This window comes from Streptomyces sp. NPDC102274, assembly GCF_044766385.1.
GTDB lineage: Bacteria > Actinomycetota > Actinomycetes > Streptomycetales > Streptomycetaceae > Streptomyces.
In genome coordinates this window covers 291,313-308,719 of the sequence record NZ_JBIWLW010000006.1, presented here as the reverse complement: position 1 = coordinate 308,719, position 17,407 = coordinate 291,313, and the positions used below count along the sequence as shown (strand labels likewise).

Genomic DNA, 17,407 nt, shown 5'->3' with positions numbered 1-17,407 from the left:
CTTCGCGCGAGCTGCGACGCTTTACGTCCTGACACGCACCTCCTGCGACCCCGACCCCCTCCCCCCGGCGGGTCGGCCCGATCACCGCGGTGGGCTGGGGGCTCGTTCGTGCGTCCGGGCTCAGCCCAGCGGAAGTTCCGTCAACATCACCGCGTACACCGGCGAGTCCGGAAAGGGCCGACGCTCCCCGACTTTCCGGAAGCCCCAGGACTCGTACAGGGTCTGCACCCTGGGATGTTCCACGTCCACCAGGAGGACGGCGAGATCCTCGGCCCGGGTTTCGAGCAGCATGCGCGTGACCAGCTCGGCGACGCCCTTCTTGCGCCACTTCGGTCGGACGGCCAGCTCGGAGTAGGCGAACGTACGGGTCTTCATCGGCGCGGGGTCGAGGTGCTCGCGCCACCATTCGCGGTCCGGGTTGGCCGGAGCACCGTACGCGAAAGCCACTGGCTCGTCACCGTCGTACGCGATCACGCAGGCGAAGGCCGGGTTGCCGCCCCAGTGGTCCACGAACCAGGGGAACTTCTTCTTGAACTCGTCATCCCTGTCGGCGCCTTGGGCTTCGGCGTGCACGTCGATGATCGTCTGCCCGATCTGCGACAGGTCTTCGTGCGTGAAGTGTCGGACGTCCAGCTCGGCGGCGCTCAAGCTCGGCTCCATTCGGATCGGTAGCGGTCTCCCCACTCTCTGGCGACGCTCGCGTCCGGCGCAAGGGTGATCAAGTCCCGGTAGTAGTCCCCGAGCAGAGACCGCATCCGGCCGGGCATCGGATTGCCACTCATCAACTCGAATACGGTCGAGGCCGTGGCACAACATGCGTGGTCGATGTCGCGCTGGTGGAGTTGGGCCAGGGCGAGCCGGGTGGTCGCCAAAGCCCGGTTCCGCCGGAACTGAGCGGGGATGGCAGCCAGGGCCTGGTGGGAGGCGGCCTCAGATTCCACGGGGTCACCGATCCGATCCCGGATGATGGCCGTCATGGCTGTCAGCTCGGAAGGGCCGTAGAAGGCCAGCCAGCTCGGACGGGGCTCGTCCAAAGCCGCCTTGTCCAGGGCCTCCTGCGCATATCCCAGGGATCGCAGGGCGGCCTGACAGTCACCCAGGTTGGAGTAGGCGATGGCCGTACGGGCGTGCGCCAGGGAGCCGAACAGAGGGTTGCGCCGGGCGATGACCGTCGACTGGGCCGCATACCCGGAGTCCACTGCTACGGCGTGCTGATCGCGCTGGTGCGCCAGCATGGCGTACGAGTTCCAGACCCGCAGCTCCGCGATGGGGTCCCCTGCCATTCCTGCCAGGTACAGCGCCCGATCCAGAAGGCTCTGCGCCCGGTCGGACCGGCGGGCGTCGATGGCGGACCAGGCGGCCGTCGCCGTGTAGTCGGCGGCCACGCTGAACAGCCTCTGGCGGATGCGCTGGGAGGCCGCCTGTTTCTGCTTCCCCAGGGCCTCGCCGGCCCCGGCGAGGGCCGCATGCTCCAGGCCCTCGTGACCGCCTCGCGTGGCATCCAGGGCCATGAGTGCGTCCAGGCCGGAGCGGAGCCGGATCACGTCGGAGGTGCCCACAGAGTGCTGGGTAATGAGCGGGGCGACTACGGCGGCCGTCGTGCCGGTGGTTGCGGTGAGGAAGTTCCTGCGCCTCACGGGCTGCTCCGGAGTGGTGAAGGGGCGTCGTCCTGGTGCCGGTGGGCTGAACCGCAGCTCCTCGGCGGTACTGCCGAATACCGCTACTAACGCCTCACGCTGACGGGGGTGCGGCCAACGTGTTTTTCCGGTCAGCCAGTTGCGAACCGTGCGGTCGCTCACTGTGCCCTCGTACCCGAGGGACATCAGACGGGCGTTCACCGCGTCGGCCAACTCGGCCTGGGTGTAGCCGCACTCACGCATGGCGCCGTTGAGGCTCTCGTTCCCCTCCACCTACCCACCGTAGCCACCGAAACCCGATCTGTGAGCGGAGTCGGCCCGAATTTCCGGTCGGCGGGGAGCTGTACTCGACCGATTCTTCCTGCTCCCGCGCCGTTGGCCGTCGTTCACTCGGACAAGACCGCTCACTTCGCACCTACGAGGTCTCTATGGCTGTCACCAGTACGCCCTGCCGCACAGGGGACTCCGGATATTCCAACCAGCTGCGACACACAGAGCCGAGGGCCGTCGTATGAGCCAGTTCATCGAGAGCGCGATCGCCCGATGGCTGACATCTTCCAGCCCGGACCCCGCTGTCGCCAAGGAGGCGTGGTACCACGGCCGCCCGGCGATGCTGCGCACCGGCGGCGCGTACGACGCGGTACGGATGCCCTGGATGCTGGTCCACGCGGCGGCCGAGAGCAGTGTCCCGAACGTGGTGGCCGGTGTACTGGCCGAGGTCCTCGACGGCCCGGTGATCTGTCACCCAGGCGTCTGGTACTACGCACTGGTACCGCCCGGGACTTGCGAGACGTGGCGTTGCACGGAGGCCGTGGTCCGCGGCCGGGGCGGCTGGCTCGGCATCCCCCGGCCCGACCGTACGGAAGCCGCCTCCGTCAATCCATACTGGGCTGTGCCGGTTCAGCAGGTGGGAACGCTGTGCGCCCCCGACGAGGTGGCCAAGCTGCTCCGGGTCGGTCGGGCGCGGGTTGAGGATGTCGGCACCGAGCAAGGGGGCCATGGCGGCCCTTTCCACCGCGACACCCACGGGTACTGGCCACGCCGGACGGATGAGAAGCCGTGACGGCCACCAGGACACCCGAGTACAAGGCGCCCGCCTGCCGTATCGACGAGCACGGGGAGTGTCCGGGGCCCGGGGAGACGCGGCTGCCCTGGCAGGCACTGATCCAGCCGCCCGTGGAGACCCTTCGCTGCGACTGCCATTGCCATGGGGCGGCCAGGTCATGACCAAGTGCCCGAGCGGAGTACACGACTTCCCTGAAGAAGACGAGACGAGCGTATCCAGCGTCGGTGCGGACGGTCGGGCCCGGACCGGCTCGCGGGGTGCGGGCTGGGTGGGGTGCCGATTCGTTCCGGGTGGGGTCTTTCCGGTGGCGAGTGAGCCGAAGGGGCGCGTCGACGTCGAAAGGGAGGCTGTGCTCGATATGTGGCTCCGCCGCGCGGGCGGAGGTTCGTGAGGAACGAGCGAATCGAGCACGGTCGACCGTCGACGTCGGCACAAAGCGCCCCGGAGGCGAACCGAGCCCCAGAAAAGAGGGGGAGGGGCAGGCTCAGGCCGGGTCGTCCGCCAGTTCCGCCACGCCCGTGATCCGGTGCAAGGGGTACGTGCGGACCTCGTCCGCCGTGTGGTCGTAGCCCGTGACGTAGCCGCCCTCCACCCGTACCGGGGCGATGACGCGTTGGCTGGCCGCGCCGTCCGCGTTGACGTAGCCGATCCAGACCGCTGAGCCGGTCATGGCGGCGGCCTGGACCGTGGCGAGGGTTTCGGCGGAGGTGGTGCGGGGGAGGGCGCCGTTTCTGGAGGCGGCTGCCGCGGAGGCAAGGGCGGCCGAGCCGGAGCCGGAGGGTTCGGGGACCGGTTTGCGGACGACCGTGGCGGCCAGGTCGCCCGCGCGGATCGCCTTCACCGCCGCGCCGAGCAGCGCCGTGCCCGGGGCGGGGGGTCCGTCCGGGACCGGGGCGGGGGGCGTTCTGGGTGGGGTGCGATGGGCGTGGGCGCGGGTGATCATCACGTCGCCCTCGGCCGACTCCGCCGCCGGTGCGAAGCCCATGACGCGCAGCCCGTCGAGCAGGGTCACCGCGTCGGCGTGGGCGGCCAGTACGGTCGGGGCGAGGCGGCGCAGTCGTAGGCCCTGGGAGCGTCTGTCGGCCAGGATCTCGTCGAGTACGGCCTCGTCGTCGCAGCGTACGTACGCGGAGGCCGCGCCGACCCGGAGGTGGCCGTGTTTACGGGCCACGTCGTCGATGAGGTAGGCGAGCGGCTGGGGGACGGGCGTACGGCTGTGGTTCCTGAGGAAGTCGTGCAGGTCGGAGGCCGTCTGTCCGGCGTCGAGCGCGCGGCGTACGGAGCCGGGGGTGAAGCGGTAGACGGTCGCCCCGCCCTTCGACTCGACGTCGGCGGCGATGGCGAGCAGTTCGGCCAGGTGGCGCAGGAGGGGGCCGGGCGCCACGGCGGTGAGGTCCGCCTGAAGGAGGACGTGGTCGAGCGGTTCGGGGAGGAGCGGCGCGAGGGCGCGGACGGCTCGGAGGCTCGCGGCGGCCAGTTCACCGGGGGCACGCGTGCCGTCCGCGGTGACAGCGGGTTCACCAGAGGTGCGTGCGGCGTCGGCGGCGTCCGGTGCCAGCAGGGCGCGCGCGTGCGACGAGAGCGCCCCCCGGCCCGTGATGCCCAGCATCTCCGCCTCGTTCAGGGTCCAGGCCGCCAGCCGCGCGCGCAGATCGTCGTGCCGGCCGGTGGCGGACGCGCCACGCAGGGGGCGTTCCCAGCGCAGCCGGGCGAGCAGCGATTCGGGTTCGGGGGCCGTGCCCTCGGGGAGGGTGGCGAGGAGGTCGAGGATCCGGCGCCGTACCTCGGGCGCGGCGCCGCGGTCCAGATCGGGGCCGAGCGCGGCGAGCGTACGGCCCTTGGAGTCCTGGCTGCCGACGAGACCGGCCGTGCGGGTCGCCGTCAGCCAGGACGTGGCGAGCCGGGCCCACCGTTCCGGGGCGGGCAGCTCCTGCCAGTCGTCGTAGGCGGGCGTCGGGGCGTACCGTTCGTCGGTTTCGCCGTCGGCCGCCAACAGTCCGGCCGCGTAGGCGAGTTCGACCCAGAACGCGGCGACGGACTCGGTCACGTCGAGGGCGGTGGCGGTGCGCTTGAGGTCGCGTACGGACAGACCGCCGGCCCGCAGGACGTTCGGGCCGCCCTCGTTCCAGTCCTTGGCCAGTTCCTCGATGGTGGCAAGCGCCGTGTACGCCTGCCCGGCCGCCGTGTTGTCCACAACCTGTGGACGGGCGCCCGCGCTCGCATCCGAGGCGCGGGGCGCGACGGTGGGCGCCACGGGCTCCGGAGTACGGTGCGCGCGCCCGGCGCGCAGATGCAGCGCCGCCTCGCGCGGCAGGACGACCGTGCGGGTGGTCGCCGGCAGCAGCAGCCCGCGGTCGCGCAGCCACTGCACGGGCGGGGTGGGGCTGGAGGTGACCTCGCCGTACGGCGGCCCCCACACCAGCCGGTCCAGCACCGACAGGGCCTCCACGGGGGCGGTGTCGAGCAGCGACGCCATCCGCGTCCGGTCGGTGAAGAGCGCGGCGAGCGAGGCCACGGCGGAGACCGGATCGTGGGTGGAGGGCAGTCCGGCGGCGGTCAGGATCTCCTGGAGCCGGCCCGGCGACATGCCCGCGGTGGCCTCGGCGACCGTCGGGCCGAGCCCGGTCGGCGAGGGATGGGTGGGGGAGGGAGCGAGCAGCTCGCGGGCGGTGCGCACCAGCCGCAGCCGGTCGTCCGCGCCCCAGATCAGCGCCCGGTCGCGCAGCGTCTCCACCGCGCGGGGCAGGGCCGCCTCGATCTCCGGGTCGCCCTCGTCGCCGGTCAGCAGCGCGCGCAGCGTGTCGTACGGCGCGGGCTCCGTGGCGACGGCCAGGGCCTCCGCGGTCTGGAGCGTGAACCGGTCGAGCCGCTCCAGCGCCCGTACGACGGAGGCGCGGGTGCCCGCGCGCGTCGCGAGCTGTGAGAGGTCGCTGGGTACGGGGTTGAGCAGATCGGGGCGGGCACGCAGGAGCGCGACGAGCGATCCGTCACCCTGGGCACGCAGGGCCTCCGCGAGCGTACGCGGTGGCGTACCGCCGGTTCCTTCTGGCACGTGCGCCTCCTGGTCAGGCTTCGCGGGTCCCCATCCGTTCCACGTTAGCCCCTGGGAGGCGCTCTGCCCGCGCCCCCGGGCCATGGGGTCGCCGCCGAGCCTTCTTCGTACTGGATGTACGGGCGGATGTACGGGCAGGTTCGCGGGCGGATGTGCGGGCGCGTTCGCGGGCGGGGGCACGGGGTGGACGTACGGGGGTGACTTCGACACGATCGCCTACGGGTATCCGTCGTGATGGCGGCTGCCGGGCGTGCTTGTGCGGAGGACTGTGTGGGGATCGAGAGCGATCAGCTGGTCTATGACTATCTGAGCCGCGTGGGAGACGAGGCTCAGCAGCGGCATCTGCCCTCCGGGGACCGGATGCGGCTGGTGTCGTCGCTGCGGAACGAGATCGACAAGCAGCGTGGGAAGGCCGGCGGGGACAGCCCGGCCGCCGTACGCCGCATCCTGGGGCGGCTGGGGACACCGGACGCGGTGGTACGGGCGGCCTCCGACGGCGCCTCGGGCGACGACGCCCGTGCGCCGGAACCGCGGTCCGCGCTGCCGGAGCAGCGCACCCGCCGGGTGAGGGGAGCCAGGAGACTGGTCATCCCGGAGCAGGCGTCGGAGTCGCCCGCCCCCGCGATGCCCGCCGCGTCGCCGCCGCACCTGGCGGGCATGGACGAGCTGGGTCCGCCCGGCCCGGGGCCCGACTGGTGGCGGATCGAACCGGGGCCGATGGGCGCGGGCTCGGCCGACCACGTGCCCGGGTTCGTGGGCGGGGTCGAGATCCCCGACATACTCAAGCCGCCGCCGAAGGAGAAGCCGGGCAAGACGGCGGAGGGCGCCGAGGCCGCCGAGGCCGCCGAGGATGCGGACACGACGCCGGACCCGCGGGACCAGGCGCACGAGGCGCCGCAGGGCGCGGGCCGTCGCAACTGGCGCCCCCGGCTGTCGCGAAAGCGCCAGGGCCAGGGCAAGGGCCGGAGCCCGGAGAAGCGGGCCGGCGGCGTCTCCCACCCGTTCCTGCTGCTCGCCGCCGCGCTGCTGGTCACCGGAGCGGTGTTCGGCTCCCTGCTGGCCCTGGGAGGCGGCTGGCTCCTCGCGTACGCCTCCCGCACGCTCTCCCGCGCCGAGGCGAAATGGGCGGTCTTCGGCCTCCCCGGGATCTCGGTCGCCGGGGGTCTGGTCTGGCTCTGGGGCCGGCTGGACCGCCGCTGGGGCGAGGCGATCCCGGAGGACGGGATGGCCGACGTCCTCTCCAGCGCCTGGCCGGTGGTGCTCCGCACGGCGGCGGTGACCTCCGCGCTGTATCTGGTCTGGCGGGCGCGGCGGAAGTCGGCGGGGTAGGCGGGGGCGAGGCGAGGGGCGAGCGGGGCCCCGTCGCGGAAGAGGCCGAGAGGCAGCGGGGAGCCCGGGAGGCTTACGAGTTGCGGGCGAGCCCGAGACGCTTACGAGGGGTCACCACCCGGCCGGTACGGCGCGCTCGGCACCACCAGCGGCGATCCCGTCACCGGGTCCGGGACCACCACCGACTCCAGGCCGAAGACCTCCCGTACCAGCTCCGCCGTCACGACCTCTCCCGGCCGCCCCTCCGCCACGATCCGCCCCGCCTTCATCGCGACGAGGTGATCCGCGTACCGCGCCGCCTGGTTGAGGTCGTGGAGCACGATCACGACCGTACGGCCCTGGTCGTGGTTGAGGCGGCGGACCAGATCGAGCACCTCCACCTGGTGCGCGATGTCCAGGAACGTCGTCGGCTCGTCGAGCAGCAGCAGATCCGTCTCCTGCGCCAGCGCCATCGCGATCCACACCCGCTGGCGCTGACCGCCCGACAGTTCGTCCACCGAGCGGTCGGCGAGGGCCGTCACGTTCGTACGCTCCATGGCGTCCGTCACCGCGCGCTCGTCCTCGTCCGACCACTGCTGCCACCAGTGCTGGTGCGGCTGGCGGCCGCGCGAGACCAGGTCGGCGACCGTGATGGCCTCCGGGGCGACCGGCGACTGCGGGAGCAGGCCGATCGACTGCGCGATCTTCCGGGTCGGGATCCGCGCCAGCTCCGTACCGTCCAGCAGTACGGAACCGCCCCGCGGCTTCAGCAGCCGGCCGAGCGCGCGCAGGGTCGTCGACTTCCCGCAGGCGTTCGGGCCGACGATCACCGACACCTGCCCGTCGGGGACGGCCAGGTCCAGTTCGTGGACGACGGTGCGGTCCTCGTAGGCGAGCGTCAGCTCGCGGGCCACGATCCTGCTCATGCCTTGCCTCCTGCGGTACGGCCGCGAACGATCAGCCAGATCAGATACGGGGCGCCGACCGCCGCCGTCAGTACACCCACCGGGAGTTCGGTCGGCGAGAGCAGCTTGCGGGCCAGCAGATCGGCGAGAACGACGATCACCGCGCCCATCAGCGCCGAACACAGCAGCGGGATCTGCGCGGTACGGGTCATGCGCCGGGCGATCTGCGGCGCGAGCAGCGCCACGAAGTCCACCGGACCCGCCGCGCCCGTCGCGACCGACGCGAGCACCACACCGAGCAGGACGAGCCCGAGCCGTACACGGCCGAGCCGTACGCCCAGGGCCGTGGCGGTGTCGTCGTCCATCGAGACCGTGCGCTGCGCGCGCGCCGCCCACAGCACCGCGGGCACCAGCGCGAGCAGCAGCCAGCCGAGCGGCGCGGCGGAGTCCCAGCCCCGGCCGTTGAGCGAGCCCGTCATCCAGACCTGGGCCTGCTGGGCGACCAGATAGTCGCCCTTGGTCAGAAAGAGCGTGGTGATGGAGCGCAGGGCGATCGCGAAGCCGATGCCGATGAGCACGAAGCGGGTGGCGTGCAGGCCGCCGCGCCAGGCGAAGACGTACACCAGCGCCGCGGCGGCGATGCCGCCGGCCACGGAGAGATACGGAAGGACGGTGTACGAGGTGACACCGAAGGTCATCGCGCCGACGGTGAGCGCGCTCGCGCCCTGGCTGATGCCGATGATGTCGGGGCTGGCGAGCGGGTTGCGCGCGACGGTCTGGATCAGCGCGCCCGCGATGCCGAACGCGAGCCCGACCAGCAGCCCGACCACCATGCGCGGCAGCCGCAGGGTGCCGACCACCAGATCGTCCGGCGAGGTCTGTCCGAGGAGCACCTTCAGGACCTCGGACGGCGGTACGAAGCTCTCGCCGACGCTCAGATAGGCCACGCACACGGCGGCCAGCGCGACGGCGAGCGCGACCGCCACGACCGCCGCCCGCCGGTGCAGCAGGAGCGAGGCGCGTCCGATCCGTACCCGCGCATAGCCCGCCGGGCGGGCCCTGCCCGCCCCGGCGACGCGCTCCGGGGCTTCCTTGAGAGCCGTCGTCATGCCGACACCGCCTTCCGGCGTACGAGAGTGACCAGGAACGGCACCCCGAGCAGGGCCGTCATCACACCCGCGGGGACCTCGCTCGGCGGGAAGAGGATCCGCCCGATGACATCGGAGACCAGCAGCATCACGGGGCCGATCAGGGCCGCCATCGGGAGCACCCAGCGGTGGTCCGAGCCGACGATCGCGCGGGCGATATGCGGAACGGCGAGCCCGATGAAGGCGATCGGTCCCGCCGCCGCGACCGCCATTCCGGTCAGTACGGTCGCGCCGAGGCCGCCGACGATCCGGACGGCCGCGACATTCTGGCCCAGGCCCTTCGCCACGTCCTCGCCGAGGGCCAGGGCGTCCAGGCCGCGGGCCACGGATATCACCAGTACCGTGCCGAGCAGCAGGAACGGCCAGACCTGACCGGCCACTTCGGCGTCGCGGCCCGCGATCGAACCCACCTGCCAGAAGCGGAACTCGTCCAGCGTCGCCGCGTTCGTCGTGAGGACGCCCATCGTCACGGACACCAGCAGCGCGTTGATCGCCGCGCCGCCGAGGGCGAGTTTGACCGGGGTCGCGCCGCCGCGTCCGCCGGAGGCGATCGCGTACACCGCCACCGACGCCACCGCCGCGCCCGCGAAGGCGTACCAGACATAGCCGGAGAGCGTGTGCACCCCGGCGAAGGCGATGGCCAGGACGACGCCCACGGAGGAGCCCTGGCTGATGCCGAGGATGCCGGGGTCGGCGATCGGATTGCGGGTGATGCCCTGGAGGACGGTGCCCGCCAGGGCGAGCGCGGCGCCGACCATCAGCCCGATGAGCGTGCGCGGCACCCGTAGTTGACGGATGACCTCGGCGTCGTCGCTGTGGCCGCCGTGCAGCAGTGCGTCGACGACGGCGGAGGGAGCGACGGCGCGCGCCCCGACCGCGAGACTCAGCAGGATCGAGAGCAGCACGGCCACGACGGCTGCTGCCGTCCAGCCGATACGGCGGGCGACCAGGGCGTGTCTGGTGCTGTGGATCGGCGGGGCGGCGGCTGGCATCGGAACCAATCGGACGGTGCGGCAGGACGGACGGGGGCAGGCGGCCGAGGCCGGACAGATGGAGCCGGACAGATGGGACCGGACAGATGGGACCGGACAGGCGAAGACGGACGGGTGAAGACGGACGAGCAATGGTTAGGCTTGGCTAAGTCTAAGCATCCGGTTCCAGCCATCCGCCGGGGCCCGACGCACGTACCGGCCGCCTGGGCACAATGGCCCCATGGCTTCCCTCACGGCTCGGCAACCGCTCACCGTCGGCTTCGACCTCGATATGACCCTGATCGACTCACGGCCCGGGATTCGCCGCGTCTACCAGGCGCTTTCCGAGGAGACTGGGGTGCCGATCGACGCCGATCTCGCGGTCACCCGGCTCGGGCCGCCGCTCGAACAGGAGCTGGCGCACTGGTTTCCGGAGGAGCGGGTCGCTGAAGTGGCCGACCGTTACCGGGAGATCTATCCCACATTCGCCATCCCGCCGACGCGGGCGATGCCCGGCGCCCGGGAGGCCGTCACCGCCGTCCAGGAGCTGGGCGGGCGCGCGATCGTCGTCACGGCCAAGCACGAGCCGAACGCCAAGCTCCACCTGACCCACCTCGGGATCGCGCCGGACGCGGTGATCGGCTGGCTGTGGGCCGAGGCCAAGGGCGAGGCGCTGCGGGAGCACGGCGCGTCGGTGTTCGTCGGCGACCACATCGGTGATGTGCGAGGGGCGCTCACGGCGGAGGCGCTCGCCGTCGCCGTACCGACCGGGCCGTGCGACGAGGAGACGCTGCGCGGGGCCGGAGCCGATGTGATCCTGCCCGATCTGACGGCCTTCCCCACCTGGCTGGAGGGCTACGCGGCCGGTTTGGCCCGCCGCCGCTGAGCGGCGATCGAACGCAGCACACCCGCGGCCGCGATCAGGAAACCCACTCCCATCAGCATGCAGACGGCGTACGCGATGGACGGGAAGGGCTCGGTTCCGAGGAACAGCGGCGCGACGGTGATCAGGGTGGCGAGGGCGCCGACGATGAAGACGATCGCGCCGATACGGACCAGCCCGTCGCCGGGTCCGGCCTCTTCCGTCGCACGGGATTCAGGAGTAGCAGTCACGCCACCAGGGTAGTTCCCTGCGGAAAGCAGCGGACAGGAACCATCCGGCGACGTCTTGTCACCAGCCTCTGGACCATTAGCCTTGGTGATGGCGGGTCGATGGACCCGCTGTAGTGCTATCCAGAGCCGTTTTCTGCGCGCGCCGGGGGGTGTCGACACCCTCCGGCGCCCCAACGAGTACGAGGACGAGGACAGACGTGCCTACCGGCAAGGTCAAGTGGTTCAACAGCGAGAAGGGCTTCGGCTTTCTCTCCCGCGACGACGGCGGCGACGTCTTCGTGCACTCGTCGGTCCTCCCCGCCGGAGTCGACGCGCTCAAGCCAGGCCAGCGCGTCGAGTTCGGCGTGGTAGCGGGACAGCGCGGTGACCAGGCGCTCTCGGTGACGGTCCTCGACCCGACGCCCTCGGTCGCGGCGGCCCAGCGGCGCAAGCCCGACGAACTGGCCTCGATCGTCCAGGATCTGACGACGCTGCTGGAGAACATCACGCCGATGCTGGAGCGCGGGCGCTACCCCGACAAGGCGCAGGGCGGGAAGATCGCCGGCCTGCTGCGCGCGGTGGCCGACCAACTGGACGTGTGAGCCGCGCGGGGGCGGTTCGGACGTGTGATCCGGGCTGTTGACCGGCCTGGCGGTTCAGAGGCCGCGCACAGAGGTGGGGCCTCTCAGACGAAACGCAGCGCATCGTGGCCGAGGGGCGGTACGAGCCCCTCGGCCGCGGCGCGGGTGAGCAGCCCGCGGACCGCCGCGTAGCCGTCCTCGCCCAGGTCCGCGGTGAACTCGTTGACGTACAGCCCGATGTGCTGGTCCGCCACCGCCGGGTCCATCTCCTGGGAGTGCGCCAGCACGTACGGCCGTGAGGTCTCCGGATCGTCCCAGGCCATCCGTACCGACCTGCGGATCGACTCGGCCAGCAGCTGGAGCGCCTCGGTGCCCAGCGAGCGCTTCGCGATGATCGCGCCGAGCGGGATCGGCAGCCCGGTCGTGGACTCCCAGTGCTCGCCCATGTCGGCGAGGCGGTGCAGCCCGTAGTCCTGATACGTGAACCGCGCCTCGTGGATGACGAGTCCGGCGTCCACCTTGCCGTCGCGTACCGCGGGCATGATCTCGTGGAAGGGCAGCACGACGACCTTGCCCACCCCGCCGGGGACCATATCCGCCGCCCACAGCCGGAAGAGCAGATAGGCCGTGGAGCGCTCGCTCGGTACGGCGACGGTCCTGCCGGTCAGATCCGCGCCCGGCTCCTTCGTCAGGACGAGCGGGCCGCAGCCCCGGCCCAGCGCGCCGCCGCAGGGCAGCAGGGTGTACTCCTCCAGGACCCAGGGCAGCACGGCGTACGAGACCTTCAGTACGTCGAACTCCCCGCGCTCCGCCATGCCGTTGGTGATGTCGATGTCCGCGAACGTGACGTCGATGTCGGGCGCGCCGGTGACCCTGCCGTGCGCCCACGCCTCGAAGACGAAGGTGTCGTTGGGGCAGGGCGAGTAGGCGATCTGCAACGGGGGCGGGGTCATGACGGCTCCTCGAATACGGGGGTGAGCAGCGTGAACGCGTACCGCAGCGCGTCCAGCGCCTGGCCGATCCGCCAACTGGCGCGGTCGCGCGGGCCGACGGTGTTGGAGATGGCGCGGATCTCGGCGCACGGTACGGAGTGGGCGGCGGCGGCCTCCGCGACACCGAAGCCCTCCATCGCCTCGGCGGCGGCGCCCGGATGACGCGCGGTCAGCTCGGCGGTACGGGCGGCCGTGCCGGTCGCGGTGGTGACGGTGAGGACGGGCGCGAGGACCGAGCGGACTCGCGGATCGGCGTCCAGGACCTTCGACAACCGGGCGGTCAGCGCGGCCGGCGGCGAGTGGACGCTGCGGCCGAAACCCAGCTCCTCGACCGGCAGATAGCCGTCGGGGGTCTCGGCGCCCAGATCCGCGGCGATGATCGTGTCCGCGACGACGAGCGAGCCGAGCGGGGCGTGCGGCGCGAAGCCGCCGCCGATACCGGCGGAGATGACCAGATCGTACGGAGGGTCGTACGGGGAGGCGGCCAGCGCCGTCGCCGTGGCGACCGCGGCCGCCACCGGTCCCGCGCCGCCCGCCAGGACCTCCACCACCGGTATCCGCACGGACCCCGGCCGCGGTGTGAACTGCGCGTGGGTCGTCATCTCGTACCCACCCGTCAGCTCCCGGACACCGGCGCCCGCGAACCGTTCGAGGCCCGCGGCGACGGAGTCCGCTTCCGCAGCCACCGCCGTGACGACAAGTACACGCATGGCGGGAGCCTCCAGGGGCGCCCGGTCTCCGGGGCCGTACCGGCCGCCGGATCACCGGGTCGGTCAGGAAATCTTCTTGAACTCGAAGTGCCAGATGCCGGTCAGCGTCTTGCCGTTGGTCTCGACGATGCTGACCTGCGTGTCGCTCGTGGTCTCGCCGGTCTGGGTGGAGAAGAACGCGTTGCCGGGGATGGTCCGGTAGGTCTTCTTGTACGGCTCCTGCTCGGCCTGCTGGCCGTTGATGAAGAGCGTCCAGCCGTGCTCGGCGATCGCCGGGTCGACCCCGAAGCGGACCTTGTCGTCCATCGAGATCTCGACGACCTTCTCCGCCTTTTTGTTCAGGCAGGGCTGGATGTCGGCGGTCTTGATCGCGTTGCCGTCGTTGTAGCAGGCCGCCGCGGTGTTGATCGAGTTGTCACCGACCGTCACGGTCGCGAGCGGCGTCGGCTTTTCACAGGCGGCGAGGACGAGGAGCCCGGCGGACACCGCGCCGAGGGCGGCGCCGGCCCGGCGGGACCTACCAGAGAAGAACGCAACGGTCATGGGGCGAAGGCTATCGGTCGCCCGCGTCCACGCCGCGAGGGGGTACGGCGAGCCGTCAACGGACGTACCGGGGGCGCCGGACGGGCCGGTGCCCGGCCGGTGCCATGTCGCCGGGTGTCACGTCGGGGTGCCCTGTCGGCCGGTGTCACGCGATGCGCGCATGGGCCGTGCCGCGCCGGGCCGCGGACAGCAGACCGCGTCCGGCGGTGATCGCCCCGATCAGGACGATCGCCGCGGCCACCGACATGCCCAGCACGCCGTTGAGCGGCAGCGCGATACCGATCGCGCCGCCCACCACCCAGGACATCTGGAGCAGCGTCTCGGAACGGGCGAAGGCGGAGGTCCGTACCTGCTCGGGGACATCCCGCTGGATCACCGCGTCCAGGGACAGCTTCGACAGGGCCTGGGTGAAACCGGCCACCGCGCACAGCACCGCCATCATCACGCCGCCGAAGAGCAGCGCCGCGACGATCGCCGCGGTGAGGGCGATGCCCAGGACCGTGACGATGATCAGTTCCGGACCACGCGCCTTCAGCCAGGCGCCCACCGCCGTACCCAGGGCGTTGCCCGCACCCGCGGCGACGCCCACGATGCCCAGGGAGACGACGGCGCTGTGACCGAACAGCGGGTGCTCGCGCAGCAGGAAGGCGAGGAAGAAGGTCAGGAAGCCCGAGAGGGCGCGATGGGAAGCGTTCGCCTGGAGACCGTGCAGCACCGCCGGGCCGACCGTACGCAGCGAGGGCTTCCGCTTCTTCCCCTGGACGACCGTGACCAGCCGCGCCCTGCGCTCGCCCTTCGCGGAGTCCACCTTGCGCGGCAGCGTGAACGCCAGGAACGTTCCGACGAGAAAGATCAGACACGCGCCGTACAGCGGCCACCTCGGACCGATCTGATGCAGTCCCGCGCCGATCGGCGCCGCCACGCCGGTGGCCAGCAGCCCGGCCAGCGTGACCCGGGAGTTGGCCCGTACCAGCGAGAAACGGGGCGGCAGCAGCCGGGGCACGACCGCGCTGCGGACCACCCCGTACGCCTTCGACGCCACGAGCACCCCGAGCGCGGCCGGATACAGCTCCAGACTGCCCGTGATGACGGCGGTCGACATAAGGATCGCGAGCGCGGCCCGGGTGAACATGGCGCAGGCCATGGCGGCGCGGCGGCCGTGCGGGAGATGGTCGAGGAGCGGGCCGATGACGGGGGCGAGCAGGGTGAAGGGCGCCATCGTGACGGCGAGATAGAGCGCGACGCGGCCCCGCGCCTCGTCCGTCGGCACGGAGAAGAAGACCGTGGACGCGAGAGCGACGGTGATCATGACATCGCCCGCGCCGTTCACGGCGTGCAGTTCGATCAGCTTGCCGAGCCCCGACTCACCCGCGCCGTGCGCGTGCGTGGCCTTGCGGATTCCCCTCGCCCCGGCCGTGAAGGGGAGCCGCAGGGCATGACCGATGGCCCGCCCGGTCCTCCGGAGCGGGCCGGACGTACGTGTGTCGGACGACCTCACGGCTGCCACCTCGTCATAGTGCCCCAAGGGCCCCTGGTGCGAACCGAACCCGAGCGTGACGGGGCCGTGACGCTGCCATGACGGACGAGCCGGCCCGGGTCACCGGCGAGCCGGAGGGAGTTCACCGGCTGGTACCGGAGCGAGGCGTTCCGGCGCCGGAACGGCGAACGCGCCCGGAATCTCTCCCAGCCGGATCCGAACACATTGTCGGCCTTCCGCCATGGGGTTTCCCCGGGTCACGGCCTGGTTGCGGTGTGGTCCGAAGTCCGGGAAAGGCGGCGTGCAGGTGGGCGGGGGGCGACAGAGGGGGTAGCGTGCGTAGCGCGCCACCGGCGGTTGTTCTCGGCCGCGCGCCTCTTCGTCATCCCGCAGAATGGATAACGATAGGTGTGCCCGAGGAGAGATCGGGCGTGGACGTCGATGCGGCCCTCTGGTCCGCTCCGCCCTCGGCTCGTACATCGCGAATCGGCCGGCGCACCCGTGAGACGGCGTAGGAGAGAAGCGAGACCTGTGAGTGCTGCGACGACGCGAAGCCGAACCCCCGACCGCCTGTGCGCCGAGGCGGTAGACCTCGCCAGGTCGGCTGCCGAGGAGGCCGCCGCGCCCGGTGTCGTCGGGGAACATGTCTCGGTGGTGGCGGACGGGGACCGGGTCGTCACGCACTTCTTCGAGTGCAAGGAGCCCGGTTACCGGGGCTGGCGCTGGGCGGTGACGGTGGCGCGGGCATCCCGCGCGAAGGTCGTCACGCTGGACGAAACGGTGCTGCTGCCCGGCCCCGACGCCCTGCTGGCTCCCGAGTGGGTGCCCTGGAGCGAACGGCTGCGGCCCGGGGACATGGGCCCCGGCGATCTGCTGCCCACCGAGGCCGAGGATCTGCGGCTGGAGCCCGGCTACTCCGGCGCGGACGCCCTGCCGCCGAACTCGGTGCTGCCGGACGCGGTGACCCCGCAGAACCTCGCGGACCTCGTCGAGGCGGAGGACGCGGGGCCGGAGGCTCTCGAACCGGCCGACCGCGCGACGGACACGTCGCCCGCGCCCGAGCGTGGCTCGATCGCGTCGGTCGCCGAGGAACTTGGCATGCGCCGGGCGCGGGTGCTGTCGCGGTACGGGCTGCACGCGGCGGCGGACCGCTGGGACGAGGCGTTCGGCGCGAAGACCCCGATGGCACAGGCGGCGCCCGCGCCATGCGTGACCTGCGGCTTCCTGCTGCCGCTGGCGGGCTCGCTGCGGCAGGCCTTCGGCGTCTGCGCGAACGAGTTCTCGCCGGCGGACGGGCGGGTCGTGTCGCTGGCGTACGGATGCGGGGGGCACTCCGAGGCGGCGGTGATGCCGAAGCCGCCGCGGCGGGCGGCGCCGGTACTGGACTCGATGGCGACGGACGCGTTTCCGCTGAGACCGCCGGCGGACAGCGGGTCGGTGATCACGGCGGAGGACGAGTCGGAGGACCTGGGCCACTCTTAGCCTCCCGGCTGGGGGCCGTGGTGCGGTCGTCTTTGGCCCGGGGCCGGTTTCCGGGTGCGGGTCCCCGCCGGGCGTCGCGGTGCGCCGTCCGGCGGGGGTCGTTGTCCGGCCGCGTTTCGGCTGGGGCCGGTGGTGCGGTGCGGGTTGTCGCCGGGTGGCGCTCCGGGGCTCACGCCCTGGACGGCATGATTTTGGCGCGCAGCTGCCCACAGTCAGGGCACGGGCGGTCGCGCGCCACACATCACGCTTTAGTGTCCCGGACACGACCCCTGCGCGCCCCCCTTCACCGCCCGCACAAGCCACGGGGTCGTGCGCGAGGGCGGGCGGAGGCGGCGGCATCCTCCCGCACCCGGTGCTGAGGCGGTGAGTGGCCAGGCTCTGGCGCACCGGCCCACTCACCCCCGCCGAGATGGCGAGTGGCCGGGGCCACCGGGCCGCACCTA

At 72.1% G+C, this 17,407-nt stretch carries 17 protein-coding genes; 6 read left to right on the top strand and 11 right to left on the bottom strand.

Annotation, left to right across the window (positions count from 1 at the left end):
- Positions 1 to 120 precede the first annotated feature (120 nt).
- Positions 121 to 660, bottom strand: coding sequence for a GNAT family N-acetyltransferase (locus ACIRQP_RS11665; RefSeq protein ID WP_403887061.1), 540 nt, complete (start codon positions 658 to 660; stop codon positions 121 to 123).
- The gene (locus ACIRQP_RS11660) at positions 645 to 1,910 is read right to left on the bottom strand and encodes an XRE family transcriptional regulator (RefSeq protein ID WP_403887058.1); all 1,266 of its coding nucleotides are present in this window, start codon (positions 1,908 to 1,910) and stop codon (positions 645 to 647) included. The genes ACIRQP_RS11665 and ACIRQP_RS11660 overlap by 16 nt, the downstream gene beginning before the upstream one ends.
- Positions 1,911 to 2,148: 238 nt before the next feature.
- Between ACIRQP_RS11660 and ACIRQP_RS11655 the strand changes: the two genes are divergently transcribed.
- Positions 2,149 to 2,700 (top strand): hypothetical protein, encoded by a 552-nt coding sequence (locus tag ACIRQP_RS11655; RefSeq protein WP_403887056.1) that lies wholly within the window; start codon positions 2,149 to 2,151, stop codon positions 2,698 to 2,700.
- On the top strand, positions 2,697 to 2,864 hold the full coding sequence (locus ACIRQP_RS11650; protein WP_403887053.1) for a hypothetical protein: 168 nt from the start codon (positions 2,697 to 2,699) through the stop codon (positions 2,862 to 2,864). Before ACIRQP_RS11655 ends, ACIRQP_RS11650 begins: the two co-directional genes overlap by 4 nt.
- Positions 2,865 to 3,187: 323 nt before the next feature.
- On the opposite strand, the gene ACIRQP_RS11645 is transcribed toward ACIRQP_RS11650, so the two are convergent.
- Positions 3,188 to 5,839 carry a helicase-associated domain-containing protein gene (locus tag ACIRQP_RS11645; RefSeq protein WP_403887050.1) on the bottom strand — a complete coding sequence of 884 codons (2,652 nt, stop codon included), beginning with the start codon at positions 5,837 to 5,839 and terminating at the stop codon, positions 3,188 to 3,190.
- Positions 5,840 to 6,025: 186 nt separating this feature from the next.
- Between ACIRQP_RS11645 and ACIRQP_RS11640 the strand changes: the two genes are divergently transcribed.
- Positions 6,026 to 7,084: a hypothetical protein gene (locus ACIRQP_RS11640; protein ID WP_403887047.1), complete on the top strand. Its 1,059-nt coding sequence runs from the start codon at positions 6,026 to 6,028 to the stop codon at positions 7,082 to 7,084.
- Between the two features lie 101 nt (positions 7,085 to 7,185).
- On the opposite strand, the gene ACIRQP_RS11635 is transcribed toward ACIRQP_RS11640, so the two are convergent.
- The 3 genes from ACIRQP_RS11635 to ACIRQP_RS11625 are packed head-to-tail and all read right to left on the bottom strand — an operon-like array spanning position 7,186 to position 10,108.
- Complete coding sequence (locus tag ACIRQP_RS11635; protein WP_403887045.1) at positions 7,186 to 7,989, bottom strand: ABC transporter ATP-binding protein; 804 nt, start codon at positions 7,987 to 7,989, stop codon at positions 7,186 to 7,188.
- Positions 7,986 to 9,077, bottom strand: coding sequence for a FecCD family ABC transporter permease (locus ACIRQP_RS11630; protein ID WP_403887042.1), 1,092 nt, complete (start codon positions 9,075 to 9,077; stop codon positions 7,986 to 7,988). Before ACIRQP_RS11630 ends, ACIRQP_RS11635 begins: the two co-directional genes overlap by 4 nt.
- Positions 9,074 to 10,108, bottom strand: coding sequence for a FecCD family ABC transporter permease (locus ACIRQP_RS11625; RefSeq protein WP_403887039.1), 1,035 nt, complete (start codon positions 10,106 to 10,108; stop codon positions 9,074 to 9,076). The genes ACIRQP_RS11630 and ACIRQP_RS11625 overlap by 4 nt, the downstream gene beginning before the upstream one ends.
- Positions 10,109 to 10,328: 220 nt before the next feature.
- On the opposite strand from ACIRQP_RS11625, the gene ACIRQP_RS11620 reads away from it, so the two are divergent.
- Entirely contained in the window at positions 10,329 to 10,973 is a 645-nt protein-coding gene (locus tag ACIRQP_RS11620; protein ID WP_403887036.1) for an HAD family hydrolase, read from the top strand.
- Here the strand turns inward: ACIRQP_RS11620 and ACIRQP_RS11615 are convergent.
- On the bottom strand, positions 10,943 to 11,200 hold the full coding sequence (locus tag ACIRQP_RS11615) for a hypothetical protein (RefSeq protein WP_403887033.1): 258 nt from the start codon (positions 11,198 to 11,200) through the stop codon (positions 10,943 to 10,945). The two genes, ACIRQP_RS11620 and ACIRQP_RS11615, sit on opposite strands and share 31 nt — an antisense overlap.
- Positions 11,201 to 11,397: 197 nt before the next feature.
- Here ACIRQP_RS11615 and ACIRQP_RS11610 point away from each other — a divergent pair, with 197 nt between their 5' ends.
- A complete protein-coding gene (locus ACIRQP_RS11610) occupies positions 11,398 to 11,781 on the top strand; it encodes a cold-shock protein (RefSeq protein WP_129767066.1) in 384 nt (127 codons plus the stop codon).
- Positions 11,782 to 11,864: 83 nt separating this feature from the next.
- Here the strand turns inward: ACIRQP_RS11610 and ACIRQP_RS11605 are convergent, their stop codons facing one another.
- The 4 genes from ACIRQP_RS11605 to ACIRQP_RS11590 form a co-directional block, all read right to left on the bottom strand.
- A complete protein-coding gene (locus ACIRQP_RS11605; RefSeq protein WP_403887030.1) occupies positions 11,865 to 12,713 on the bottom strand; it encodes a 1,4-dihydroxy-6-naphthoate synthase in 849 nt (282 codons plus the stop codon).
- Positions 12,710 to 13,462, bottom strand: a complete 753-nt coding sequence (locus ACIRQP_RS11600) for a futalosine hydrolase (protein ID WP_403887027.1) — start codon at positions 13,460 to 13,462, stop codon at positions 12,710 to 12,712. The genes ACIRQP_RS11605 and ACIRQP_RS11600 overlap by 4 nt, the downstream gene beginning before the upstream one ends.
- Positions 13,463 to 13,525: 63 nt before the next feature.
- Complete coding sequence (locus tag ACIRQP_RS11595; protein ID WP_403887024.1) at positions 13,526 to 14,005, bottom strand: DUF2771 domain-containing protein; 480 nt, start codon at positions 14,003 to 14,005, stop codon at positions 13,526 to 13,528.
- Between the two features lie 145 nt (positions 14,006 to 14,150).
- Positions 14,151 to 15,512, bottom strand: a complete 1,362-nt coding sequence (locus ACIRQP_RS11590; protein ID WP_403887021.1) for an MFS transporter — start codon at positions 15,510 to 15,512, stop codon at positions 14,151 to 14,153.
- Positions 15,513 to 16,013: 501 nt separating this feature from the next.
- Here ACIRQP_RS11590 and ACIRQP_RS11585 point away from each other — a divergent pair.
- The gene (locus ACIRQP_RS11585; protein ID WP_403887018.1) at positions 16,014 to 16,964 is read left to right on the top strand and encodes a DUF3027 domain-containing protein; all 951 of its coding nucleotides are present in this window, start codon (positions 16,014 to 16,016) and stop codon (positions 16,962 to 16,964) included.
- The last annotated feature ends 443 nt before the right edge of the window (positions 16,965 to 17,407 follow it).